Origin of the sequence: Rhizobium sp. NXC14, assembly GCF_002117485.1 — a bacterium.
Classification (GTDB): Bacteria; Pseudomonadota; Alphaproteobacteria; order Rhizobiales; family Rhizobiaceae; genus Rhizobium.
Genome location: NZ_CP021033.1, coordinates 553,379 through 578,204, shown reverse-complemented (window position 1 = coordinate 578,204; position 24,826 = coordinate 553,379). Strand labels below are relative to the sequence as shown.

Genomic DNA, 24,826 nt, shown 5'->3' with positions numbered 1-24,826 from the left:
AACCTCTTATGTGAGAGTTCCCTAGATTGCCCTTGCAGTTACAGGGTTTCAACGGCATAAAAAATTCCGATCGCATAATATTTTCTCATGTGAAAAGGTGTTCGAGATGCAGTTTCGACGGCGGCTCCCCTCGCTGACAGCACTGGTGACGCTGGAAGCGGTTCTGCGCAGAAAGAGCTTCACCACGGCCGCGACCGAGCTCGGTGTCACCCAGGCGGCGGTCAGTCGGCAGATCGCCTTGCTGGAGGAGGAACTGGGGCAGCCGCTGTTCGTGCGCAAGCACCGAGCGATCGAACCGACGGCGGCCTGCGTCAGTCTCGGCGCGACGCTCGCCAAGAGTTTCGCCGATATCGCCGAGAACGTAGAGGCGATCCAGTCGCGCAGCCAGGATGTGGTGACGATCGGGGCGACAGTGGCATTCTCGTCCTTCTGGCTGCTGCCGAGGCTGGCCGAGTTCCGCCGGGCGAATCCCGGAATTCTCGTGCGGGTAATCTCCCAGGACAACCCGATCGCGCTCGACGACGGAGAGATCGACGTGGCCATCCGCTACGGCATGCCGCCCTTCAGCGACGGAACGGTTATCGCGTCGCGCGGCGACGTCATTACCCCTGTCTGCTCACCAGATTATCTCAGGCGTCGCGGAAATGGCCCGCTGGGCTCGACCGACGAATTCATCGAAACCGACGTTCTCGACCGTTCCTGGTACAGCTGGTCGCAATGGGTATCGCTCACCGGCGCCAATATCGAGGTCAAGCCATCGCTTCGCTTCAACCACTACACCGAAACCATTGCCGCCGCGCGCGCGGGGCAGGGGATCGCGCTCGGATGGCGCATGCTAGTCGGCACGTTCCTCGAGGACGGAACCCTGGTGAGCGCCGAGGCAAGCGAACTTGCCGCCGAAGATCGCTACAATGTGATCGTGCCGGTCAAAGCCAAGCGCAGCAATGCCCGCAATCTCGCCGCCGCCTGGCTGACGGCATCGCTGCACGGGTGATCACAGACCGAGCCCCGGCGTTGCCGTCCGATGCACGCCCTTGGGGACGAAGGCGAAGTGATCCGCAAGGCCGAGGAAATCGGCTGAAAGGTGAATGACCGAAAGCCACATCTCTGTTCCCCGCAGGCTTGGCTCGGCGCCGTCGGCGAACGGGAATCCTTCGCCGTCCCGCCATCTGTCCAGGGCTCTTGTTATGAGATGTCGGGAAATCGCCTCTCCGTCTGTCCGCCGGTAATCGGTCTGCCGGGTAATCAACAGCAGCGGATGGATCGTATCGAGCAGGTTGCAGGCATTATACTTCTCGCCGACGAAGCCCTTGTGATTGCGGTAGTTGAGGCATAGGTGCCGCGCGTCAGGCGATAAAAGCCATTCACCGGCTGGAGCCATTCCCTCGGCAGCTGTTGGCTCGCCCCATAGGCCGGAGACGCTGTTGGCATTGCGGTTCAACCATTCGAACAGCGCCTGGCGTGATTGCCGGATGCCGAAATAGCTGGCGTTGAAATAGATGGCGGTGCCGATGGCATCGACCACGCTGCCGGCATGCCACGCCCTGCTTTGCCAGGGCAGGGCGCTCAGCCACGCCTCGAGCCCTGCGGCGTCGAGCTCGACCGCGCGGACAGGGTGCCGCGGATTCGAGCCGAGCAGTTCAAGCGCATAGCCGACCGAAAGGACGTTGTAGAGCGCCTTCGGATCATCCCTCAGCGCAATCGCCATCGCGGGAATGTCCCTGGTGACGACCGCCCCGGCAGCTATGAGGGCGCCGTTTCCGATCGTGACGCCATCGAGGATCACGCAATTGGCGCCGATCCATACACCGTCGCGGGTTATGATGCCGAGGCTGACGACGCCTTGGCGGTGTATGGGCAGATCAGGATCGTCAGGCTTTCGGTGAAGATCGCGGCATTCTCGGCGATATAGGAGGTCTCGGCTAGTTCGGCGGCGCATGATCGCCGGAGCGCTGCCTTGCGGGCGAGGTGAGCGGGATGATCGAGGTCCGACGCGATGCGCTCCCAGGGAAGATATTGCAGCCGGCGCGCTTCCCTCTCCTCGCTCGCCGATGCCTTAGGGCTGTTGACGTGATTCATCCTGCTCCTCATTCTCAGGTCGGTCGCCGAAGACTCGTCTATGTCAAGCCATTCATCTCCTGGCGGTATCAGACCCCGTAAGCGGTTCGCTAGCAAGATGCAGAGGATGGACCGGTCGCTGGCCGGTTGCCTCGAAGCGGTCATTGCGCGATGCCTCAGCGTGACTTACATGGCTGCCGGCTCCAGCGTGCCGAACCATGCCACTAGGCCGACGACCGCGAATGCCAAGACAATTTCGACAACGGTGCCGATCCTGAGTGCCGTCACGGCTCCATGAGACCAGGAGAGTTTTGGCACGAGCACATACCTGTGGAGGATCGCCAGTCCGATCATCGACAGGACGAGCAGTATCTTCAGGGAAAGTAGAAGCTGATAGACAACGGACCAGTCGAGCGGAAAACCCCCGATGATCATGAACATGTTGCCGGCGCCGGAGATCAAAACCATGCCGACGGCGATGTGGCCTGCCGTGGAGAAACGGACGAGCGCCGTGGTCGCGTCGCGGCCGGCCCGGTGATCGGACAACAGGGGCAAAATGATCGCGACCGGGATCAGCGCCCCGAACCAGGCGCCTCCCGCCAGGACATGGACGATATCGACTCCCCGATGCAGTGCGCGAAACCAGCCGGTGTTCATGGCGGCATGGCCGCTCGCGGCAAGACCGGCCAGCAGGAATCCCGCCGCGAACGTCATGGCGGCGGCCCGCAATCGCGTGGGCGTCGCGATGTATGCGATCAAAAGCGCGGCGGCTCCTGCCGCCTGCCACATCCACGCCGTGCCGATCGTGGTGCCGGAAAGAATATCTAGCATTGCGCTGAAATCAAATGCCTGCGCCCAATCCTCACCGAGGATCGCGGACCTGAATGGGAGGGCAAGGACCGTTGCAGCGACTGTGCAGCCGACCGCAAGGGCTCGCGGCCAAGATTGCCGTGTCAAGATATTCCCGGAAAGGGAGGCCGGAACGAGCAGCCACAGATATGCGGAGCTGCCCCACAGATACAGGGCAGCGACGTCTAGGAAAAAGCGGCAAGCGATATAGGCCGTCTCGGGCGTGATCACGGCTTGACGGTGAAGGTATAGCTGCCGTTGGTCTTATGACCGTCGGCCGAAAGCACATGCCAGCTGACTGTGTAGTCGCCTGGCGCCAATGTTGCAGAAACGGGAACCGTCAGAACCTTGCCATCGTCCTTCAGTCCGGCTTCGCCAAGCTTGATTTCCTCCTTGCTGGAGTCGGTGACCTTCACGCCGCTGAACTTGAGATCGAGTTCTTCCGTAAAAGTCAGGTCGAGTTCGCTGGGAGAGACGACGGACGTCTTCTCCGCCGGGCTCGACGTTTTCAGGTGGGCGTGAGCCAGGGCCTGGCTGGCGGCCGCGGCCGTCAAGATCAGTGCGATGGAAGCGATCAGGGGGAGTTTTGACATAGTCATCTCATCTGTTTCCTTCGAAGTTGCCAGTTGACGCGGTCGTTTGTCAAAGCGTCACCGAAGGGCTGAATGCGGATTGTCTTCATGTCGCCTCCTCAAGCGAACGCACGCCGAAGCGGTGGGATCGTGCGAATGATGGCTTGGTCGGTCGCGACCATCAGCAGGATGGCGAGACCGGTCAGCGGAAACGCCAGGGCGAAGACGGCCGTGATGGTCCATAGGCCGACATAAACCGATCGCCGCGGCGGCAGCGGTGGAACCCCCACACGTCCGGACGGGCGTCGCTTCCACCACATGACGATGCCGGTCACGCAGGAAAGAATGATCGCCAGGCAGGTGGCGAGCATCAGGAATTGATTGGCGCGGCCAAATTCGCGCCCCTGGTGAACATTGATGCCCCACTCGATGGCCTTTCCGAAAATTGGGTACTGGCGGTAGGAGATGTCGACGAGCGGTTTGCCCGAATACTGGTCGATGTGGATCGTCCGCTCCTTGGCGAGATCATCGGGATAGATCGCCGCCGAATAGACGCCGGCTTCACCGGAAGGCATGGCAATGTCGAAACCCGGCGTCAGACCGGCCGCCTTTGCGACGTCGACGGCCTTGTTCAGGCCGATCGGCTTCTTCGACCGGGCGACGGCAATGTCGGAGAGCGGGACCGGAGCCTGTTCGACTGTCCAGCCGACCACAGGCAGGATGTCCTGGGTAACCTTCCGCGATTTCGGCACATCGTCCCAGAGTTGCGTGGGATAGCCCAGGCCATGGCTTCCGAGCCAGGCCTGCACGTTCGAACCCCAGTAGCCCGACCACGGCATGCCGGTGATCGCCAGGAAGAAGATCAGTATGCCCGCGAAAGCACCGGTTACGGCATGCAGGTCGCGCCAGAAGACGCGTCGGGCCGGAGTGCCACGGACCGTGACGACGCCGCCCGTCTGGCGGCGCGGCCACCAGAGATAGATGCCGGTCACGACAAGCACCATGGCGAATCCGCCGGCAATCTCGATCAGCTTGTTTGGAAGGCTCCCAAACAGAGCAAGACTATGGATGCGCTTGACGACGTAGTTGAACTCTTCGGTTGCGCCGACCGTATCAAGAATCCTGCCTTTATAGGGATCGATGAAGACGAGCGTGGAGCCGGCATCGCTTGACACCGTTACGATGGCCGAGTGCTCAGGCGTTGCCGGGTCCTTGTAGGCGGTGACCGCGGAGCGCGGCACGGCGGCCGTCGCGATCTCCGCCAGCTTTTCCGGCGCCAGTGGTTGGCCTGAAGCGACGACGTCATAGCGGTAGGCGAAGACGCTTTCGTTGATCTCGTTCTTGAAGAGATAGAGCGAGCCGGTGATCGCGAGGTTCAGCATGAAGGTGAGGACAAAAAGTCCGGCGAAAAAGTGCCAGCGCCAGATAGCGCGATATAGCGAGACACCGGGTACGGCGCTTTCCGCCGGAGCGGTGGAAGTGATGGTCGACATGATGAAATTCCGAATCCGTGGCCGCTGGCAAAGGCGCGGCCGAGAACAAAGGGCGCGCCTCAGCGTGGCTGACGCGCTGGTTCAGGTCAGGATCGGATCGGAAGGAGGGGCTCTGGGACCAGTGTTGGGCGGGTAAATTTGCCGATGGAAGGCTTCCATGCGAATGGGAAGATCCACCCGAACGGAAAATGCCACGGCTTTCCCGGCGATGTCTGCAGGCGGCGGCAGGAGGACGGAAGCACTGATCCGGCAGGCTTCGCAGCCATGAGTGTGGGCTTTGTGATCAGCGCCCGTCTCGCCTTCGTCGTCGGCAACCGTGACGCAAAGCGTGGGCAGCGTCCCGTCCGGAAGCACATATTCGGCAAGGTTGACGGGGTCGGCCGCGATCGTCGGGGACTGGTGGGCAAATCCGACTGACACGAGTGCGACGGCGCACAGAATGCGCACCAGCCATTTCCCGATCATGTCCAAACGACTTTGCATGGGTCCCCCGCCATCCGGCGTGAACCGTTGATAATGCTGCCGAGCCGAAAGCTCAATGCGGCAATGTAGCGGTAGGATCAATAATCACGAGAGACTCGAACCGAACTTGTCCCAACCTTCCTTGATCGTCTCCATCGCAACGTTGGTCGAGGTGTTGGCCACATGCGGCAGTGTCGAAATGCGTTCACCGAGGACGCGGCGGTAACGGCCGATATCGCGGGTGCGGATCTTCAGGAGATAGTCGAACCGGCCGGCGATCATGTGGCACTCCTCGACCTCCCTGATTTTCTTGATGGCCTCGTTGAAGCTTTTCAGGGCCGCCTCGCGGGTATCGGAGAGCTTCACCTCGACGAAAGCGATGTGGTCGAGCTGCATTTTCGCAGGATTGAGGACGGCCTTGAAGCCTTCGATATAGCCTTCGTTGATCAGTCGCTTGAAGCGGAGCTGGCAGGGCGTCTTCGATAGCCCGACGCGCGCGGCGAGATCGGTGATCGACAATCTGCCATCCTCGGCGAGTGCTGCGAGGATCTTTCTGTCGAATTGGTCCAATTCACTAAAGATGTCGGGTTCGCTAGCCATTTGAGCTCTCAAATGCGATTTAATAAGTTCATACAGGCTGAAAATGGCGAAAATCAAGTGAGATCGTGATTGGCGATCTGTGATACGTTATGCGTGGATAATGGGATGGAAGGCGCAGGCGCTTGACGCATCGTCAGGATCGCATCGGCGCCACACGCAAAATGGGGTCATGCATGGGCAGGGAAAAGCAGGACGACGACGAGAAGCCGGACCTCATCGCCCACTACCGGCCGGTGGCGATAAGGGCCGTGGCGGCAGCGCTCACGTTCAAACGCGACAAGCCTGCGCGCCCGCTCTGCGAGACTGAATATTCCGGCCCTGTCGTCACGGATGATGCTGACTGGGACGATGAACCCGGCGCCTCATTCATCCGTTAAACCAGATATCGATTGATAGGGACCTCCATGCTCAACGCAGCGATCGACACCACGCCATCCAATGATCCCTACGAGGGCGCGCCATTCGCCGCCTTCGCGCCGCCGATCCGGCCGCAATCCGAGCTTCGCCAGGCAATCACCGCCGCCTATCGCCGCCCGGAAACCGAATGCCTGCCGCCGCTTGTCGCGGCCGCGCGCGTTTCCGAGGCCAAACGTTATGACATCCGCAGCACTGCCCGCACCCTGATCGAGGCGCTTCGCGCCAAGCACAAGGGCACCGGCGTCGAAGGGCTGGTTCAGGAATATTCGCTTTCCAGCCAGGAAGGCGTGGCGCTCATGTGTCTAGCTGAAGCACTGCTGCGCATTCCCGACACGGACACCCGCGACGCGTTGATCCGCGACAAGATCGCCGAGGGCAACTGGACCTCGCATATCGGCGGCGGCAAATCCATGTTCGTCAACGCCGCTACCTGGGGTCTCGTCGTCACCGGCAAGCTTACCTCGACGGTCAACGACCGCAGCCTGTCGGCGGCGCTGACGCGGCTGATCGCGCGCGCCGGCGAGCCGGTGATCCGTCGTGGCGTCGATATGGCGATGCGTATGATGGGCGAGCAGTTCGTCACCGGCGAAACGATCGAGGAGGCGCTGAAGCGCGCTCGTCCGCTGGAAGCCCGGGGGTTCCGCTATTCCTACGACATGCTGGGTGAGGCGGCGACGACCGCAGCAGACGCCGAGCGCTATTTCAAGGATTACGAGAAGGCGATCCACGCCATCGGCAAGGCGGCGCATGGGCGCGGCATTTATGACGGCCCCGGTATTTCGATCAAGCTCTCGGCCCTGCATCCTCGCTATGTGAGAGCGCAGGCCGGCCGGGTGATGGGCGAGTTGCTGCCGAAGGTCAAGGCGCTCGCCGCGCTCGCCAAGTCCTATGATATCGGCCTCAACATCGATGCCGAGGAGGCAGACCGGCTGGAGCTTTCGCTCGATCTTCTCGAAGAGCTGTGCTTTGCCCCGGAGCTTGGCGGATGGAACGGACTCGGCTTCGTCGTGCAGGCCTACGGCAAGCGCTGCCCCTTCGTGCTGGATTACATCATCGATCTCGCCCGCCGCTCCGGGCGCCGGATCATGGTCCGTCTCGTCAAGGGCGCTTATTGGGATGCGGAGATCAAGCGCGCCCAGCTGGATGGTCTCGACGATTATCCGGTCTATACCCGCAAGATCTATACCGACGTCGCCTACATCGCCTGCGCGCGCAAACTGCTGGCCGCCGCCGATGCCGTCTTCCCGCAGTTCGCCACCCACAATGCCCAGACGCTCGCCACGATCTATCATTTGGCAGGGCCTGATTTCGCAGTCGGCAAATATGAGTTCCAGTGCCTGCATGGCATGGGCGAACCGCTCTATGACGAGGTCGTCGGCAAGGAAAAGCTCGACCGGCCCTGCCGCATCTATGCACCCGTCGGAACGCATGAGACGCTGCTTGCCTATCTCGTCCGCCGTCTGCTCGAAAACGGTGCCAACTCCTCCTTCGTGCACCGCATCTCCGATCCGAACGTTTCGGTCGAGGCCCTGATTGCCGATCCGGCCGAGACCGTCGCGGCCATGCCTGTCATCGGCGCCCCGCATGTGCAGATTGCCGCGCCCAAGGCGCTTTACGGCAGCGCCCGAGCCAATTCGAGCGGTCTCGATCTTTCGAACGAAGCCACGCTTTCGGACCTGGCGCAGACGCTTGCCTCCACGGCTGCGACGCCCTGGCATGCGCTTCCCATTCTCGCCGACGGCTCCACCGACGGCGTAACGCGTGATGTCCTCAATCCCGCCGATCACCGGGATGTCGTCGGCACCGTAACCGAAGTGAAGGTAGAAGAGGCTGCCCGTGTCGTCGCGATGGCGGCGGAATACGCGCCGCAATGGGCTGCCGTGCCGCCGGCCGAGCGCGCCGCCTGCCTCGATCGGGCGGCCGATATCATGCAGGCTCGTATCAAGGTGCTGATGGGCATCGTCATGCGCGAGGCCGGCAAGTCCGCCGCCAACGCAGTCGGCGAAGTACGCGAGGCGGTCGACTTCCTGCGGTATTATGCCGATCAGGCGCGCAAAACCCTCGGTCCGTCGCATCTGCCGCTCGGGCCGATCGTCTGCATAAGCCCGTGGAATTTCCCGCTGGCGATTTTCACCGGCCAGGTTGCCGCTGCCCTCGTGGCCGGCAATCCCGTGCTGGCGAAACCTGCCGGTGTCACGCCGATCATCGCTTCGGAGAGTGTCAAAATTCTCCACGAGGCCGGCGTGCCTGTCGGCGCCCTGCAATTCGTGCCCGGCAGCGGCCGCCTCGGCGCCGGCATGGTCGGGGCGCAGCAAACGGCGGGCGTCATGTTTACCGGCTCGACCGAGGTGGCCCGTATGATCCAGGCGCAGCTCGCTGAACGCCTGTCGGCAACCGGCAAGCCGATCCCGCTGATTGCCGAAACCGGCGGCCAGAACGGCATGATCGTCGATTCTTCCGCCCTGGCTGAGCAGGTCGTGGCCGACGTCGTGACATCGGCTTTCGACAGCGCCGGCCAGCGCTGCTCGGCGTTGCGTGTTCTCTGCCTGCAGGACGACATTGCCGACAGGACGCTCGCCATGCTGAAGGGCGCCTTCCGTGAATTGACCATCGGCCGCACCGATCGCTTAAGCATCGACGTAGGGCCTGTCATCAACGACGGCGCGAAGACGGAGATCGACCAGCATATCGAAGCAATGCGCGGCGCCGGCCGCAAGGTGGAACAGCTGCCGCTGCCGGAAAGCGCAGCAAAAGGCACCTTCGTTCCGCCGACGATCATCGAGATCAAATCCCTCTCGGACCTGACGAAGGAGGTCTTCGGGCCGGTCCTGCATGTCGTCCGCTTCAAGAGAAACGGCCTCGATCGCCTGATCGACGACATCAACGCCTCGGGTTATGGCCTCACCTTCGGGCTTCACACGCGGCTTGACGAAACGATCGCGCATGTGACGAGCCGCATCAAGGCCGGCAACCTCTACGTCAACCGCAACATCATCGGTGCGGTTGTCGGTGTGCAGCCTTTCGGCGGCCGTGGCCTCTCGGGAACCGGTCCAAAGGCCGGCGGCCCGCTTTATATCGGCCGCCTGGTGCAGCGCGCCCCCGTGCCGCCGCAGCAGGATTCCGTCCATACCGACCTCGCCCTTCGCGATTATATCGTCTGGCTCGATAAGAAGGGCCTGACGGGCGAAGGTGAAGCGGCGCGCGGCTATGCAAGCCGCTCGGCGCTCGGGCTCGAACGCGAACTCACCGGCCCTGTTGGCGAGCGCAATCTCTATGCGCTCCATCCGCGCGGCCGAATCCTGCTCGTGCCGCAGACCGAAACCGGACTGCATCGCCAGATCGCCGCGGCCCTTTCCACAGGCAACCACGTCGTAGTCGATGCGGCTTCCATATCGAAGTCGGTGCTGGCAGATCTTCCGGCGGCTGTCGCCAGCCGCCTTTCCTGGACATCGGATTGGGAAAAGGACGGGCCTTTCTCCGGCGCGCTCGTCGAAGGGGACCGCGACAGGGTTCTTGCCGTCAACCGGAAGATCGCCGCGCTGCCCGGCCCGCTTCTCTTGGTCCAGGCTGCGACGAGCGAGGAACTGGCAAGCGATCCGGAAGCCTATTGCCTCAACTGGCTGCTGGAGGAGGTGTCGACCTCGATCAACACCGCCGCTGCGGGTGGCAATGCGAGCCTGATGGCCATCGGCTGATCGATAGGCCGAGGGGGCAGAAATGCGCCCTCCAGGCCGGCTGCCCAGGTTCCAACTCCCCTTTCGTCATGCTCGGGCCTGTTCCGAGCATCTGCGACCGGTCGAAAGGAGCGGATCCTCGGCACAAGGCAGCACAAGGCCGACGATGACGCCGGGTAAAGAGCGAGCTTTGTCAGCGAGTCTGATGAGGCAGAAAATGCGGCGCCTCGGCCATGCCTCCGATGCTCCGAACAAACTCGACACCATTGACCATTTTTTTAGCAGTTGCGGCTATCGTCGCGCCATCAGGCGTGACCATTCCTGGGGCGGGGCTTTTATGGCGTTGATTGATCGACTGTTGCAGCGTATGCGGATTGTCACGAAGGTTCTCTTCTTCGTGGTGCCTCTGATCGTCCTCATAGCGGGCATAGGTCTTTTCGGCTATTTCACCGCCGGCACGCTCAAAGGCCAGATGACTCTGACGCGGCAGACGATCGACACGCTTTCCAGTTTCCAGCAGCTCAGATCCTCGTTGACGGCCTTTACCGACCTTCCGACGGCGGTCACGCGCGATCGGCTGATCGCCAGCATCTCCGATCAGGAGAAGGGCGCTGCGACGCTCGATGCCATGTTGATCGATCCGTCCCAGAAGCAGCAGATCTCGGCGGTGCGCGAGCTCGGCGGCAAGATGCAGGGGAGCGCCGACGCGCTTTGGGCCGTGGCACAGGAGCGCACGAGTACCGAACAGGCGATCGATACGGCTGTGGCGCAGCTTTTCAAGGAGAGCCAGACTGCCCGCAAGCAGCTCGACGTCCTTCAGGATCAGGCGAACGGAAAGGAAGCCTTCGTCCGGGCGCTTCTTCTCGATGCCTCCGCTTACAAGAACATCGCCCAGCGCATTGCGAAATTGCGCAAGGCGACCGCTCAGGCGACGGTACCCACGGATATCGCCGGCGCTCTCGGCAGCCTGCTGCCGCCGCTCGTCAAGGAGGTCGGCGGGAGCGCCGCAGTCGCCTCCGACAAGGCCCAAAGCCAGATTGCCGAGCTGAAGCCGGTATTGGACAAGCTCGCGGCGATGGCCAAGGACAGCGCTAACCTTACGCTCGACGGCTATGCCCCCGTCGACCAGGATCTGCAGGGCTTTGAGGAGAAGTTCGTAAAGCTCGCCTCAGGGAATGCGGATACCGCTATCGAGCGTTTTGTCGGCATGGATGCGAACATCGGCACGCTTCGCTCGATGGTGGCGATCGTCGGTACAGCTTTCAAATCGATCGACGATCTGCGCCTGCATCTGAGTGAACTGAACAGGCGGGTCGATGCCGAGGCGCGGGACGCCGTTCTTGTCGATCTCAAGGCGCTGCGCGAAAGCGCTGCTCAGCTTGTACCATTGAGCGGGAAAAACGCCGCCTTGCAGGAACTTGCGAAGAAGATCGAGCCCTCCCTCGCGACGATCGAAAAGGATACGTCGCTGCTGATATCCGTCGCAGACCGGTGGCGGGCAGAGCGGGGGACGGCGACCGAGCTCGTGGCCTCCGCAAGCCATACTCTGGAGCAATTTGTCAGCACCGCGCAGGAGAGCGGCAAGGACATCAGCCAGCGTTCGGCCGCCATGTCGCTCGCGGCGATGATTGCCGGCACGGTGCTTGCGATCATCGGCGGCCTCATGCTGATCGAAACGCTGCGCGGACCGTTGAAGCGGATCACCCAGACGATGACGAGACTTGCCGCGGGCGATCTTAACGTGCCGATCGGCGATGGCAAGCGTGGTGACGAAATCGGCGATATGATCCGGTCCGTGACCGTCTTCCGCGACCAGGCGCTCGAAAAGACCAGGCTCGAAGAGGTCGCTGAAACGAACAGGGCGCGGGACGAACAGGAGCAGGCTCGTCGCGCAGCCGAGCAGGCGCGCATCGAAGCCGAGCAGAGCGAGGCCCTGGACGCACTCTCCGACATGCTCGGCAAGCTTGCCGACGGCAACCTCGCAGCTGTGATGAGCGAGGAGCTGGCCGCCGATTATGTCGCGATGGCCAGGACCTATAACCAGGCGATCGATGCGCTTCGCCGCACACTCGCCGAGGTTCGCAACACCAGCTACGAAATCGCCGAGGGCAGCACCAATCTTTCAGGCGCGGCCGACGATCTGGCGCGGCGCACGGAACAGCAGGCGGCCGCTCTCGAAGACAGTTCACGTGTGCTTGGCGAACTCACCGCCAGCGTTCGCACGACAGCGGAAAATGCGCGCCAGACATCGGTTTCCGTCGCCGAGGCACATCGGCAGGCGGAGCACTCCGCGGCCGTCGTCGCCAAGGCCGTCGACGCCATGGACGCCATCAACCGTTCGTCGGACAAGGTCTCCAGCATTATCGGTGTGATCGACGAGATTGCCTTTCAGACCAATCTTCTCGCCCTCAATGCCGGCGTCGAGGCGGCGCGGGCGGGGGAGGCCGGCAGGGGGTTTGCCGTCGTCGCACAGGAAGTGCGCGAGCTTGCACAGCGCTGCGCCAAGGCTGCCCGCGAAATCAAGGATCTCATCTCCAACAGCGCATCGCAGGTGGCCACGGGCGTCAGGCTCGTCGAGGAGACCGGTGAGGCGCTTTCGGCGATAATCGAGCATTTTACCTCTATCAACGGGCTGGTGCAGGTCATCTCGACTGCCACCAGCACGCAGTACAAAGGCATCGACGAGGTCAACAGCGCCGTTCGCGACATCGAGCATATCACGCAGCACAATGCCGCAATGGTGGAGGAAAACACTGCCGAAATTCACAGGCTTCGGCAGCAGGTGGAACTGCTGAACGAGCGGATTTCCCGCTTCCAGACCGCCGACGCCGGCAAGGCTCCGCCGGCCGTAAGCCCACGGATGGCCTTGGCCTCCTGAGGGACCCGGCCTTCTCTTTGCGACGCGCTCTAGAAATCGGCGACTTTGCCCCAGGCGGACGCCGCGAAGCGGTTGGGATGATAAGGCCGCGGATCGACGATCGGCTCGTCGCCCGTGACGATATCGGCGATCAGATGACCGGCGCCGGGTCCGATGCCGAAGCCGTGGCCGCTGAAGCCCGCAGCGAGGATGAAACCTGGAAGGGTGGCGATTTCGCCGATCGCCGGCACGCCGTCCGGCGTGCTGTCGATATAGCCCGCCCAGGCGGCGTTGATTTCGGTGTTCTTCAAGGCGGGCAGCAGCTTGAGCGCCCGTGAATGCGTGAGGGTAATGGTGGCCTGGTCGACTGCCGGATCGAGGATGCGCATGCGCTCCATCGGCGTCGGCCTGTCGAGCCGCCAGCGCGCCAGAGATTCGTGACCTGAGCGAATCCCCTCCAATCCGCCGGGTGCCAGACTCCGCCAGCGGCGGGCGAACATGGGCAGGAACTGCGGCGCGAAACGAAGCTGCTGCGCGGTGGGATCGACGCGGCCGCGGCCGCTGATCGCCAGGGTGTAACCGCCGTTGCCGCGACGTGTCACGGAAACCGCCGATGTATGCAGCGCATCCGGCAGGCCGGGTGCACCCGGCGAAACCGACAGGATCGACGAACGGATCGAGGCCTGCGGAAATCGAATGCCGAGCTGGCGGCAGAAGGACGAGGCCCAGGCGCCGCCCGCCAGGATCGCGACTTTTGTCTGGATCGTGCCCTGTTCGGTGACGACGCCTGAAACTCTGCCGCCTTCAATGTCGATGCCGCGGGCCGCACAGGATTGATGCACCGTGCCGCCGAGCTTCAGGATCGCACGCGCGATGGCAGGCGCGGCTCTTGCAGGATCGGCGGTGCCGTCGGTCGGCGAAAAGACCCCACCTTTCCACGCCGTGCCGGTGGCCCGCCCGCGTTCGGTTGCCTCCGCACCGCTCAGCATATGCGTCGTGACGCCGACCGATCGGGCGAAATCGCGCCAACGCGCCCAGCCGGAGAGTTCCTCATCGCTGTTGCTGAGATAGAAGAGGCCGCATCGGCGGAAGCCGGTGTCCTCGCCGGTCTCAGCGGCGAAGCGCTCCCACAGATCGAGACTCTTCGTCGACATCGGCAATTCGCGGGCGTCGCGGTTCTGCTGCCGGCACCAACCCCAGTTGCGGCTCGATTGTTCCGCCCCGACAAGGCCTTTCTCGACGAGGGCGACTTTCATTCCACGTCTGGCCAGATAATAGGCCGCGAAAACGCCGACGATGCCGCCGCCGATCACGACCGCATCGGCGGCAGCGGGCAGCTGCGGTGTGGTGTTGACGCGCGTGAGCGGTGCGGGCATGGTATGGTCTCCGTTTCAGTCCAGTCTAGCGGATCCGACGCGGCACCTTTGCCGGAGTTCATCCAGCGACAGCAGAAGATTCCGTCTTGCGGGCCAGTCGGCAACCAATTGTGCTTCGGCATGTCCCGCAATCCGGTCGACACCCCTTTGTGATGTGCTAAGCTCGACGTTGAAAAGGCTGCAGCATAATCTGCTGCGCCGTTGGGCGATCTCGAGCAAGCGAAGGCGCGTGTGATGATGAAACTTGACCGGATCGACATAAAAATCCTCTACGAACTGCAGAAGAATGGCCGCGTCACCAATGTGGAGCTCGCCGAGCTGGTCAATCTGTCGCCGAGCCCCTGCCTGATGCGAGTGAAGAAGCTGCAGTCCGAGGGTTACATCGAAGGCTATTCTGCGCAGATCAACGTCAGCAAACTCGGTCAGACGCTGACCGTGTTTACCGAGATTACCTTGAAAAACCATCGGCAGATCGATTTCGCCCGTTTCCTCGCAGCGATCGAGAAGGTCGACCAGGTGATCGAATGCCATCTGGTTTCGGGTGGCTATGATTACCTGCTGAAATTCGTAACCGCCGGGATCGATGAATACCAGACGATCATGGAAAGGCTCACCGACATGGACGTCGGCATCGACAAATATTTCAGTTTCGTCGTCCTGAAATCGCCAATCGTCAAAGCCCACATGCCGCTGACCACCCTGTTTCCGCACTAGAGAGGATGGCGAAGGCCTTCAATGTCGGGCACCGGGGGTCTAAGACCCTTCGCGCAGGTGACGGTTTCGTCATGAAGTCACGTTCGTTGGTGTTGGCGCACGACAGAGGCTGTGCGCCAGATCTACGTTTGTGTGGCCGAGCAGCCGCTTCTGTGGCGAGGCACCTCATCGCGAGTATGCTTGGACCCTGCACGACCTTGTCATACGTCAGGCATCTCAGGCGGGATATTGCAGATTTGAGATTCAGTCGTTCAAGAAGCCGACGATGCCCTTGACCTCGGTAAACTCGTGCAGTCCGAACTTGCCATATTCCCGGCCGTTGCCCGATTGCTTGTAGCCGCCAAAAGGCGCGGCGCTGTCCCAGGCGGCACTGTTAAGGCGAACGCTGCCGGCGCGCAGCCTGCCCGCGAGCGCCCGCGCCTCCTCTGGGTCGCCCTGTATGTAGGCGGCCAGGCCGTAGGGCGTATCGTTGGCGATCGCGATCGCTTCATCTTCGCTTTGATAGCCGATAATCGACAACACCGGGCCGAAGATTTCCTCGCGCGCGATCGTCATCTGGTTGGTGACGCGGGCAAATACGGTCGGACGCACATAATAGCCCGCATCGAGATGCGGAGGGCGGCCGAGGCCACCTGCGATGAGCTCGGCTCCTTCGGCAATGCCGCGCTCGATCAGTGTCTGGATCTTGTCAAACTGGGCGCTGCTCGCGACCGGTCCGAGGTCGGTGCGCGGATCGGAGGGAGGGCCGACAACGAGCACAGCCGCTTCGCTGGCAGCGATCGAGCTTGCTTGCTCCATTCGCTCTACAGGTACCAGCATCCGCGTCGGCGCGGTACAGGTCTGGCCGGAGTTGCCGAAGCACCGGCGGACGCCTGCCGTGACCGCGGCTGAGAAGTCGGCGCTGCGCAGGATGATGTTCGGGGACTTGCCCCCAAGCTCCTGATGCACCCGCTTGACGGTCGGTGCAGCCGCCTGTGCCACGGCAATGCCGGCGCGGGTCGACCCGGTGAAGGACACCATGTCGACATCAGGGTGGCCGGCCAGTTCCACACCAACCGTGAGCCCGTCGCCCTGAACGAGATTGAAGACGCCCTTCGGTACGCCGGCCTCATCCATGATCTCCGCGAAGATTACAGCGTTGAAGGGAGCGATTTCCGATGGCTTCAATACCATGGTACATCCGGTGGCGAGGGCCGGAGCGACCTTGCAGGCGATCTGATTGATCGGCCAGTTCCACGGCGTGATCATGCCTATGGTCCCGATCGGCTCGCGTAGGATGCGGGTAGAGCCCTGCATGTAGTCGAAGGCAAATGTCTCCAAGGCTTTGATCGTCTGCTCGAAATGGGTAGCGCCGATGCCGGCCTGCTCGGCCCGGGCCATGGCGAGCGGCGCGCCCATTTCGCGCGAGATGATGTCGCCGAGTTCGTCATTGCGGCGCTTGAGGATCGCCACTATGCGCTTCAGCAGATCGATGCGCTCGGCCTTGGAGGTCCGCGAGAAGAAGGCAAAGGCCCGCCGCGCGGCCGTGACCGCCCTCTCCACATCGGCGGCGCTGCCGAGTGCTATCGTGCCCGCCGGCTGCTCCGTCGAGGGATCGATGACCTCGAGCGTTTTCGGGACGCAGGGTTCGACCCACTCACCGTCGATATAGAACCTGTAGGCATGTATCACTGATGGCTCCTACTGATTTGCCCCTCTTGCCTGCCGAACGAAACCCGCGACTCGCCCTGTCGTGGCGGCCGAATGTTTGCGTTTGCATAGAGGATGGGAGGATCGCTGTTCAAACGTGATCGTAGTCGGGAACTGACCGGAGTTGGAACCCATTATCCCGCCGCATTGTATATCTCGGCGAGGTCGCCTAGATCCCAGTTCCCGCCGGACAGCACCGCACAGACTTTCTCCTCTGGCTTCACGTGTATGCTGCCTGCCAACAAGGCTCCGATTCCGATGGAGGCCGCCGGTTCAGCGATCAGTTTTGCATCTTTAGCAAGGGCACGCATCCCGGCAATGATGTGTTCGTCTTCGACAAGAACTATTTCGTCGACGTATTTTTCGATAATCGGATAGGGGTTCTGACCCGGGACGCTTATTCTCAAGCCATCGGCAATCGTGTTCTTCAAGGGAAGCGTGGTCCGCTCCTTGTTGATCCGGCTATGAAAATACTTCGGTGTCAACGCAGGTTCCGCGCCTATGACCCGCACCGATGGCTTCGTTTCCTTTATGGCGGTGGCGATTCCCGAGATCAGTCCTCCGCCCCCTACGGGCACGATGACGGTATCCACATCGCTCAGATCCTGCAATATTTCACAACCGATCGTTCCCTGACCGGCCATTACGATGGGGTCCTCAAAGGCGTGAACAGCCGCGTAGCTGTTTTCTTCGGCGATTTCATATACCCTTTTCCATCTGGCAGCGGTGTCGCCGTCGAAGAGAATAACCTCCGCCCCAAGGGCTTTCGTGTTTTCGATTTTGATCTTGGGTGTGGTGACCGGAAGGACCAAAATCGCTTTCACACCCAGCATCCTGGCGGCATAAGCAAGCCCTTGGGCATGGTTGCCCGACGAGGTCGCGATGATCCCGTTTGCAATCTCTTCCCGGGAAAGCGAGAGAGCCTTGTTCAGGGCGCCGCGGATCTTGAACGCGCCAGTAATCTGCAGGGTTTCCGGCTTGAGATAGAGCTGACAACCAACCGCTTTCTCGATCTTGTCCGCACGCAATAGGGGAGTGTGTCTGACGTGCGATTTTAGCCGCTCTTGAGCTTCACGGATGTCGCCAATGGTGGGGTAATTGCGCATCGTCATTACTCGAAAAACTGAAAGAAGGTGCCGACGTTATTGGCTATGGCGTTATGATAAATTTTGCCGGCCGTCGTATTGTCCTGTATGGCCATACCCGTGGAGTCGAAGATCGTGATTTCGTCATCACTTTCTCGTCCCGGTTTCCTTCCCAGCAGTATCTCGCCGATTTCACCATGAATGTCGTCTTTGGTGATGATATTTTTGTTCAGGGGATGCCAGGTTTCGCCCTTCTCGGTGCACTGCCCGATCGAGTCGACGACTAGCTTTGCGTTCCTGAATATCTCCGGATCCAATTCCTGCTTGCCTTGTTGATCCGTGCCGATCGCAACAATGTGCGTGCCGGGCCTGACCCAATCCGCTTCTACGAGCGAGCCTTTTCCGCGGGTCGTGGTAACAACGATATCGGCCTGCTCGACGGCCTTCTTTTTGGAATTCGCCATCATGACAGGAATGCCAAGCTCGCCTTCAATATCCGTCTTGTATTTGAAGAGCGTGTCTGGGTTGCTGTCCCAGGCGTGGATCTCCTCGATCTTCATGATCTCGTTGATCGAGCGGATCTGCATTCTTGCTTGATTGCCAGTGCCGATCGATGCGACCGTCGTGGCGTTCTTCCTCGCCAGCGCTTTGACGGAGATGGCTCCAGCCGCCCCCGTTCTAAGACCAAGGATCAAGCTTCCGTCCATAACGCAGATCAAGGCACCGCTCCTGGCGTCGAACAGCAAAATTGTCGCCATGCCATTGGGCACTCCGTGTGCAGTCGGGTTATCAATGAACCCGCCGGAAGAGGCTTTCATGGAGATCATTTCATTGGCTTTGTAGTAGCCGAGCTTAAAGTCGATTTCCCCACGAGGCGACGGGAGATCTATCCCCAGGTAGTCAGGTTGCTCCACCTGATCATTGCTAAAGGCCTTGTACGCCTCTTCCACGGCGGCGATCACTTCGGTGACGCTGATCAGGCGACTTACTTCGTCCTTTTTAAGCAGCAGCGTTTTCATGCACCAGTTCTCTATTTCTTGATTCAACCAACGCTTCGATTATTCCGCCCAATTCCGCGATCATCATAATCGCCGAGCTTTGGCTTTATTAGCCATATGCGCGGAACCCCAGGCAGATTATTTTATATTGCGCTCAGCTTTTGGCAGAGCGTGCGGCCCGCGCCTTGTTGGCGCCCATGGATTGTGTCCTGTGCGCCATCAGCGCCGCGTTTCTATGAACCCGGCGACAGCGACGATGGCTGCATCCGTGTGCGGCCAAGCGGCTAGCCCGCCCAGCGTCACTGGTTTGATGGGCGGGCGCAGCCGATAGTAACCAGCCTCGCTGGGCGAGCCGCCACGGCATTTTGCCAGCAGTTCGACCGCAGTCAGGCCGCACAGCCGGCCTTGACATGGGCCCATTCCACATCGTGTGAACGCCTTCATCTGGTTCGGGCCCGGCACGCCGAGCGCTGCAACCTCACGCAGCTTGCCAGCCGTAATTTCTTCGCAGCGGCAGACGATGGTGCTGTCGTGCTCTGGAATCCGGAATTTCTCGCCAGAACGAAAGCGACGCTCGATGAACGTCCTGCCTCTCATGGCACGAGCTAGCTCTCGAGTGAGCCGTGCCCGACGCTCTCCGTAGGCATTTCGGTCAATGAGGTTTAAGTCGAATGAGGCATTGAGGCCAGCCAACTGCCCTTGGAGAGCGGAGGCAACCGCGCCGACGATGCCGGCACCATCGCCGGCGATCAAAACACCTGGAACGGAACTTGCGCCGCAGGCATCGACGCTCGGGCGGAAAACGGCCGAATGGTCGTCCCAGTAATAATCGCATCCCGCCGCTAGCGTGAGATTGAGGTTTGGCGCGATTCCTTGGTGCAGGAGGAGAAGGTCGCCTTCAATCTCGAGAGAATTCTTGCCCCTGCTCGCGCGCAAAGCGCTGAATTTTTCCTGCCCAACGGCCTCGATTGCGGTCACCCCGCGAATGACTCGCGCCCGCCGGTGAACATCGAAGAGAAGTTTCAGGCCTTTAAGGGCATGGGGTGAGCTGACAAAGGCGGGCAGATGAACGAGAGCCGTACGCCAGTTCTCGCGTGGCGTGGCGTCGACAACTGCGATGACATCTACGCCTGCCCGGAGAAGCTGGCTTGCCACTAAGTACAGCAGCGCCCCGGTTCCGGCGAGGATGGTGCGCCCGGACGGCACGAGACCTGACGACTTCATCAAGATCTGCGCCGCTCCCGCCGTCATGACACCCGGCATGGTCCACCCTGGGAACGGGAACGGGCGTTCGAGCGCGCCTGTTGCGAGGATCACCCGATGGGCGGCGATCGGTCGAGCAATCCCGCCGAGGGAAATCCCGACCTCGAGCGGATGCGCGCCGTCCAATTCTTCGTCAGCAGGCCCGACACTCCACACAGTCGCACGGGGGGCGTAGCTCAAGTTTCCTTGCCGAAATCGCTCGATGAGCTTCCGCCCGGCAGCGTAGTCCGGCCCCATGCGGGCGAGGTCGGCATCTGATGCATGCTCGACCGACCGATAAATCTGCCCGCCAGGGAATTCATTTTCATCGGCGAGCAAAACCGCGAGACCGTGGATCGAGGCTTCGATGGCTGCCGAGAGGCCGGCAGGGCCCGCGCCAACGACGACGACGTCATAGGCAGGCGCGAGATCGGTGGCAGACTGAATGTTTCTAATCACCCTTCCTGCCTCGGCATGGCCGCGCCCTCCTGTGTTTCGATCCGCATCCCCTCCGCAACGTTGGTCATGCAACCCTGTTGGTTCGGCCGGCCATCGATTTTGACGAGGCACTCGAAGCAGACACCCATCATGCAGTAAGGACCACGGGCGGCGCCGGAGACCGGGCTGCGACGCGTGCTGCCATATCCCGCGGCCAGCAGTGCGGCGGCAACGCTATCGCCTTGTCTGGCCATGGTCGGCATGCCGTTGAATGTGAATGAAATTGAACTCTCCTTTCGGTCAGGCAGCCGCCGGAACATGGAACCTCCGGGAATGAAATGCGGAAAGATCGTCAGAAAGCGCGCCGGCTGAAATCTGCCGCGACAGGACCAGCGCATGATTGGCCGCCAGAGTCACGCCGGAATGGCAGGCACATGCGAACGCACCAGGAAACCTCTCTGACTGCTCGTAAATGGGGTAGCCGTCCGGCGTCACCACTCGGAATGCGGCCCAGATCCGCACTGCACTGGCGTCCTTTAGAAGTGGGAATGTGCGCACGGCGCGCTCAGCCAGGACCGCAGTAATTGGCCCGCGCGGCCGCTGGTGATCGATTGTGGTTTCCTTGCTTTCGCCGATCAGCACAGATCCCTCGTCTGTCTGCCGCAGATGGCCGGTGGCATGGCTTAGGAAGGGCTTCAGCCGCTCGGTCACAATGATCTGGCCGCGGCTGGGCGAGAGCGGAACGTTCAGCCCGACCATCGGAGCGAGCGCGGTGTTGCCGAGCCCGGCAGCAAGGACGATCTTGCCGGCACCGAGTCGCCACCCGTCTCCTGCCAATTCGAACGTACCTGCGCGATGACTGATCGTAATCGTCTGCCGATGCGGCAGATAATGAACGCCACGCTGCTTAAGCGCCTTATGAAAGCCTGCGAACAGCCGCAGCGGATTAACGTGTCCATCGAGCGGGCTGAAAATCGCCCCTGCCACGGTCTCGCCGACCAGCGGCAAGCGGCGACGCGTCTCCGCCTGATCGAGTATCTCATATTCGAGCGGTGGGGTTCCTTCCGCCTCCATTCCGGGCTGGCCGGCCAGCTTCGCCATGGATGTGATCCCGCGTTCCAGCTCCGTAGACGTGAGCCGAATTGAGAAGCCGCCCGATTGGACGAATCCAGTGTCGACGCCGGTTTCGGCCTTGAGCTCGGCCGCCAACTGGTGCCAGTTTGCAGTCGAGATTCGCGACCACCGCGAATAGGCGGCGTTGCCGAGGCCCTTGCTTGAACTCCATACGAGACCGAAATTCGCCCGTGCCGCCCTGTTTGCCACATCGCCTTCATCGATGACGGCAATCCTTTGTCCGCACGTGGACAGACCCCAGGCAATCGATACGCCCACAAGGCCGCCGCCGATGATGATTACGTCGTAATCCATTTCGCTAGCTTCCTTCCATGCGTATATCAACGGCCTCTTGCTGGCCGGCACTCACGTTCAGATGGCACCTACCTTAACTTTCGAACCGTCCACCAGGCGCGACAGGCGGAAGGGGGTGGGGTCGACACAGGGTGTATCGTTGGCAACGAGGTCGGCGGCCAGGCGGCCGATGCCCGGGCCGAGGCCGAAGCCGTGCCCGGAGCCGCCCGCGGCCAGGTAAAGGCCCTTCACACCATCGGCCGGCGAGATGACCGGCACCGCGTCCGGCGTGAAATCCACGTAGGCTCCCCAGCTGTCGGCGATTTCGACGCCCGCCAACGCAGGAAACTGCTCGGTGACCCGTTTCAAAATGGCCGCGATCGTGCGGCGGCTCGGCGGCGGGTCGAGAACGCGCATCCGCTCGAAGGCCGACGGTTTACTCTTGTTCAAGCTTCCGAATGCCTCCGGACCCTGGAGGAAGGATTTGCCGATGCCGAACTGCACCGCTTTCAGACGCTTCATGAACATCGGCATGAACCAGCGGGCGTAGCGAATGCCTTGTGGAGTGATATCCAGCATTGCCCTGCCGCTGATCGCAAGCGTGTAACTCCCATCCAACCGGCGGGTCAGCGCGCAGTCCGGCGTATAGATCGCCTCACCCAGATCCTTCGTGGGCCGCGTACGAAGCGCTGTCTGGCGCACGCTCGCCTGTGGAAACACAACGCCGTGCTGGCGGCAAAACATCGACGTCCAGGCACCGCCAGCACAAAGGACGGCTTGTGTCCGGATGGTTCCCTTTTCGGTGATGACCCCCGCCACCGCTCCATTGACCAGATCGAGGCCTCGCGCAGCGCACTCCTGGTGGATCGTCGCGCCAAATTTGCGAGCGCCGTTCGCGATCGTCGGCGCGGCGATGGCGGGCTCGCCCTTGCCATCATCGATCGAATGCACGCCGCCGAGCCATCGGCGTCCATTTGCCGGGATCGTGGCAGCAGCTTCCTTTGCGCTGAGCATCTTCGTATTGACGTTGAACTGCCGGGCGGTCTCGCGCCATGCTTCCCATTCCGCCAGTTGCCGCGGATTGTCCGTAGCGTAAAGCAGACCGTATCGGCGGAAGCCCACGTCCTCACCGAGTTTTGCCGCAAACTCATCCCAAGCTTGCAAAGCGATGCCCGAGAGCGGTAACTCGCGTGCATCCCGGTTCTGCCGCCGGCACCAACCCCAGTTGCGGCTCGACTGCTCGCAGCCGACATAGCCCTTTTCGACCAGAGCTACGGACAGTCCCCGCTCCGCGAGAAAGAAAGCTGCCGTTGCACCAATAATGCCGCCGCCAATGACGACAACGTCAGCCTTTGCGGGAAGCTCTTGATCGTTTGGTATGCGCTTGACAATTGGAGACATGGGGCTGACCTGAACTGATTTTGGCGGCCGATCTATACGGCACTGTTTCCTGCTCCTCCGGAAGGAGCAACTGAGGCAATGACGGCTATCGCATCGACTTCGACGAGATAGCCCTAGTGAAGTTCCGGTACCGGAACGACGTGCGAGTCGGGCGGGAAGCGCCCAAGCCTAGCCGTTCGGACGGATGCATTTCGATGACGCCTTCCGCCGGACGCAGGAAATTCCCGACGGACAGGGCAGGTCTGGATCAAAGTTTGATGTCATCGCGCTCGAAGGGACGTCATGTGAAGCTACCGAGCGGAGGTGAGCAGCATGTATCGAATGCAAATGCAGGGGCGGCAGGAAATTCCGTTTTCGGCGGCGCGACAGTCACAGCTAGGACGGTCGACCGGGTAAGCTACAGAGCATCGTCTGACGACAGCGGTTTTTGAATTGATTTCCCGTCGAGCACGACAGATGCCCTGATCAGGTCCATGTCACCCCCGCTGCTACAGCCTCACGATAAAGAGCATGCACAATAAAAAACCGAGATATTACTATGACTACAGGCAGTTATGAGTCCCCTGCGCTTGCGATGATCCACACGGTCCACGGGATCATCCCCGCGTTCAACGAACTCGTTAGCCGCCATCTGCCCGGTTGGCGCCCGTTCAATATGTTGGATGAGAGCTTGCTGGGGAACACGATCCGCGAAGGCGCGCTGTCACGTCAGACCATGCGGCGGCTTGCGACTCACATTTGGTCGGCGGTGGATGCGGGGGCTTCCGCAGTCCTCGTCACTTGTTCGTCGCTCGGCCCTGCAGTGGATGCGGCAATGCCACTCTGCCCCGTACCTCTCTTCCGTATAGATGATGGGGTGGCAATTGAGGCCTTGAAATGCGGAGATCGAATTGGCGTCCTCGCAACGCTGTTTACAACATTGAGCCCGACGACCCATTTGATCGAACGCCATGCTCAGCGAATGGGTCGCGAAATTCTCCTTACAAGTCATCTCTGCGAAGGGGCGTTTGAGAAACTGCGGGACGGAGACAGAGCGGCGCATGATGCGCTGATACGTGAAGGCCTTGCTGCTCTGTTGGGCAACGTTGACGTGGTTGTTCTAGCTCAAGCATCGATGGCAAATGCGCTCAGCGAGGTGAAAGGCACACCGGTGGCAATACTAGCTAGTCCCGAACTTGGAGTGCTGCACATGTCCTCAGCGCTGAAGAGCGCGACGTCGGGGAAAGCCCTGAGAGGCTAGGTAACCCATCGATATTCCGGCAGCTCAACGGATGGTTGAGACTGGGTTCGCGTCGTTCAGGGGCGACGCGGCAGAAATGATAGGCGCACTGCTCATCCAAGGATCAACTGGCGGCCAGCAAAATCGGCGAACATCAGGAAATCGTGGAGCGACCTGATGAACAATGGATGTGGCATCGACAATATTTGCGCCACCTGCGCTGAAACTCGCCGAGCGTCAAGTCGCACCTACCGCTGAGAGCCTCCTTCCCGCAA

The 24,826-nt window shown here is 61.3% G+C and carries 19 protein-coding genes and 1 pseudogene; 6 read left to right on the top strand and 14 right to left on the bottom strand.

All coding sequences use genetic code 11. The annotated features are described in order from the left end of the window. Positions 1-106 precede the first annotated feature (106 nt). Positions 107-994 carry a LysR substrate-binding domain-containing protein gene (locus NXC14_RS30730; RefSeq protein WP_085781768.1) on the top strand — a complete coding sequence of 296 codons (888 nt, stop codon included), beginning with the start codon at positions 107-109 and terminating at the stop codon, positions 992-994. Here the strand turns inward: NXC14_RS30730 and NXC14_RS33915 are convergent. The 6 genes and pseudogenes from NXC14_RS33915 to NXC14_RS30700 all read right to left on the bottom strand — a co-directional run bounded on the left by NXC14_RS33915 (position 995) and on the right by NXC14_RS30700 (position 6,034). Further along, positions 995-2,079 (bottom strand): annotated as a pseudogene (locus tag NXC14_RS33915) (acyltransferase). 165 nt (positions 2,080-2,244) lie between these two features. Then, positions 2,245-3,138 (bottom strand): copper homeostasis membrane protein CopD, encoded by an 894-nt coding sequence (copD, locus tag NXC14_RS30720; RefSeq protein ID WP_085781767.1) that lies wholly within the window; start codon positions 3,136-3,138, stop codon positions 2,245-2,247. Beyond that, positions 3,135-3,500 (bottom strand): copper homeostasis periplasmic binding protein CopC, encoded by a 366-nt coding sequence (copC, locus tag NXC14_RS30715; protein ID WP_198175583.1) that lies wholly within the window; start codon positions 3,498-3,500, stop codon positions 3,135-3,137. The genes copD and copC overlap by 4 nt, the downstream gene beginning before the upstream one ends. A 98-nt stretch (positions 3,501-3,598) precedes the next feature. Beyond that, entirely contained in the window at positions 3,599-4,972 is a 1,374-nt protein-coding gene (locus NXC14_RS30710) for a PepSY domain-containing protein (protein WP_085781765.1), read from the bottom strand. An 81-nt stretch (positions 4,973-5,053) separates the two neighbouring features. Next, entirely contained in the window at positions 5,054-5,455 is a 402-nt protein-coding gene (locus NXC14_RS30705; RefSeq protein ID WP_085781764.1) for a DUF2946 family protein, read from the bottom strand. Between the two features lie 84 nt (positions 5,456-5,539). Beyond that, a complete protein-coding gene (locus NXC14_RS30700; protein ID WP_085781763.1) occupies positions 5,540-6,034 on the bottom strand; it encodes an Lrp/AsnC ligand binding domain-containing protein in 495 nt (164 codons plus the stop codon). A gap of 173 nt (positions 6,035-6,207) precedes the next feature. Between NXC14_RS30700 and NXC14_RS30695 the strand changes: the two genes are divergently transcribed. The 3 genes from NXC14_RS30695 (at position 6,208) to NXC14_RS30685 (ending at position 13,003) form a co-directional block, all read left to right on the top strand. Then, complete coding sequence (locus NXC14_RS30695; protein ID WP_085781762.1) at positions 6,208-6,411, top strand: hypothetical protein; 204 nt, start codon at positions 6,208-6,210, stop codon at positions 6,409-6,411. A gap of 27 nt (positions 6,412-6,438) precedes the next feature. After that, positions 6,439-10,146, top strand: a complete 3,708-nt coding sequence (putA, locus tag NXC14_RS30690) for a trifunctional transcriptional regulator/proline dehydrogenase/L-glutamate gamma-semialdehyde dehydrogenase (protein ID WP_085781761.1) — start codon at positions 6,439-6,441, stop codon at positions 10,144-10,146. Positions 10,147-10,462: 316 nt separating this feature from the next. Further along, positions 10,463-13,003, top strand: coding sequence for a methyl-accepting chemotaxis protein (locus NXC14_RS30685; protein ID WP_085782069.1), 2,541 nt, complete (start codon positions 10,463-10,465; stop codon positions 13,001-13,003). A 29-nt stretch (positions 13,004-13,032) separates the two neighbouring features. On the opposite strand, the gene NXC14_RS30680 is transcribed toward NXC14_RS30685, so the two are convergent. Next, on the bottom strand, positions 13,033-14,358 hold the full coding sequence (locus tag NXC14_RS30680) for an FAD-binding oxidoreductase (RefSeq protein WP_085781760.1): 1,326 nt from the start codon (positions 14,356-14,358) through the stop codon (positions 13,033-13,035). A gap of 237 nt (positions 14,359-14,595) precedes the next feature. Between NXC14_RS30680 and NXC14_RS30675 the strand changes: the two genes are divergently transcribed. After that, positions 14,596-15,072: an Lrp/AsnC family transcriptional regulator gene (locus NXC14_RS30675; RefSeq protein ID WP_064693246.1), complete on the top strand. Its 477-nt coding sequence runs from the start codon at positions 14,596-14,598 to the stop codon at positions 15,070-15,072. Between the two features lie 243 nt (positions 15,073-15,315). Here the strand turns inward: NXC14_RS30675 and NXC14_RS30670 are convergent, their stop codons facing one another. From NXC14_RS30670 to NXC14_RS30640, 7 genes are all read right to left on the bottom strand, one after another. Further along, a complete protein-coding gene (locus NXC14_RS30670) occupies positions 15,316-16,743 on the bottom strand; it encodes an aldehyde dehydrogenase family protein (protein ID WP_085781759.1) in 1,428 nt (475 codons plus the stop codon). A 152-nt stretch (positions 16,744-16,895) separates the two neighbouring features. Further along, positions 16,896-17,873, bottom strand: a complete 978-nt coding sequence (locus NXC14_RS30665; RefSeq protein ID WP_198175582.1) for a threonine/serine dehydratase — start codon at positions 17,871-17,873, stop codon at positions 16,896-16,898. Then, on the bottom strand, positions 17,873-18,865 hold the full coding sequence (locus NXC14_RS30660; protein WP_085781758.1) for an ornithine cyclodeaminase family protein: 993 nt from the start codon (positions 18,863-18,865) through the stop codon (positions 17,873-17,875). Before NXC14_RS30660 ends, NXC14_RS30665 begins: the two co-directional genes overlap by 1 nt. A gap of 198 nt (positions 18,866-19,063) precedes the next feature. After that, positions 19,064-20,545, bottom strand: a complete 1,482-nt coding sequence (locus tag NXC14_RS30655; protein ID WP_198175581.1) for an NAD(P)/FAD-dependent oxidoreductase — start codon at positions 20,543-20,545, stop codon at positions 19,064-19,066. Beyond that, positions 20,542-20,844 (bottom strand): (2Fe-2S)-binding protein, encoded by a 303-nt coding sequence (locus NXC14_RS30650; protein ID WP_064812800.1) that lies wholly within the window; start codon positions 20,842-20,844, stop codon positions 20,542-20,544. Before NXC14_RS30650 ends, NXC14_RS30655 begins: the two co-directional genes overlap by 4 nt. After that, entirely contained in the window at positions 20,825-21,952 is a 1,128-nt protein-coding gene (locus tag NXC14_RS30645; RefSeq protein ID WP_085781757.1) for an FAD-dependent oxidoreductase, read from the bottom strand. Before NXC14_RS30645 ends, NXC14_RS30650 begins: the two co-directional genes overlap by 20 nt. Before the next feature lie 57 nt (positions 21,953-22,009). Beyond that, positions 22,010-23,332, bottom strand: coding sequence for an FAD-binding oxidoreductase (locus tag NXC14_RS30640; RefSeq protein ID WP_085781756.1), 1,323 nt, complete (start codon positions 23,330-23,332; stop codon positions 22,010-22,012). 538 nt (positions 23,333-23,870) lie between these two features. Here NXC14_RS30640 and NXC14_RS30630 point away from each other — a divergent pair. Continuing rightward, on the top strand, positions 23,871-24,572 hold the full coding sequence (locus tag NXC14_RS30630; RefSeq protein ID WP_085781755.1) for an aspartate/glutamate racemase family protein: 702 nt from the start codon (positions 23,871-23,873) through the stop codon (positions 24,570-24,572). The last annotated feature ends 254 nt before the right edge of the window (positions 24,573-24,826 follow it).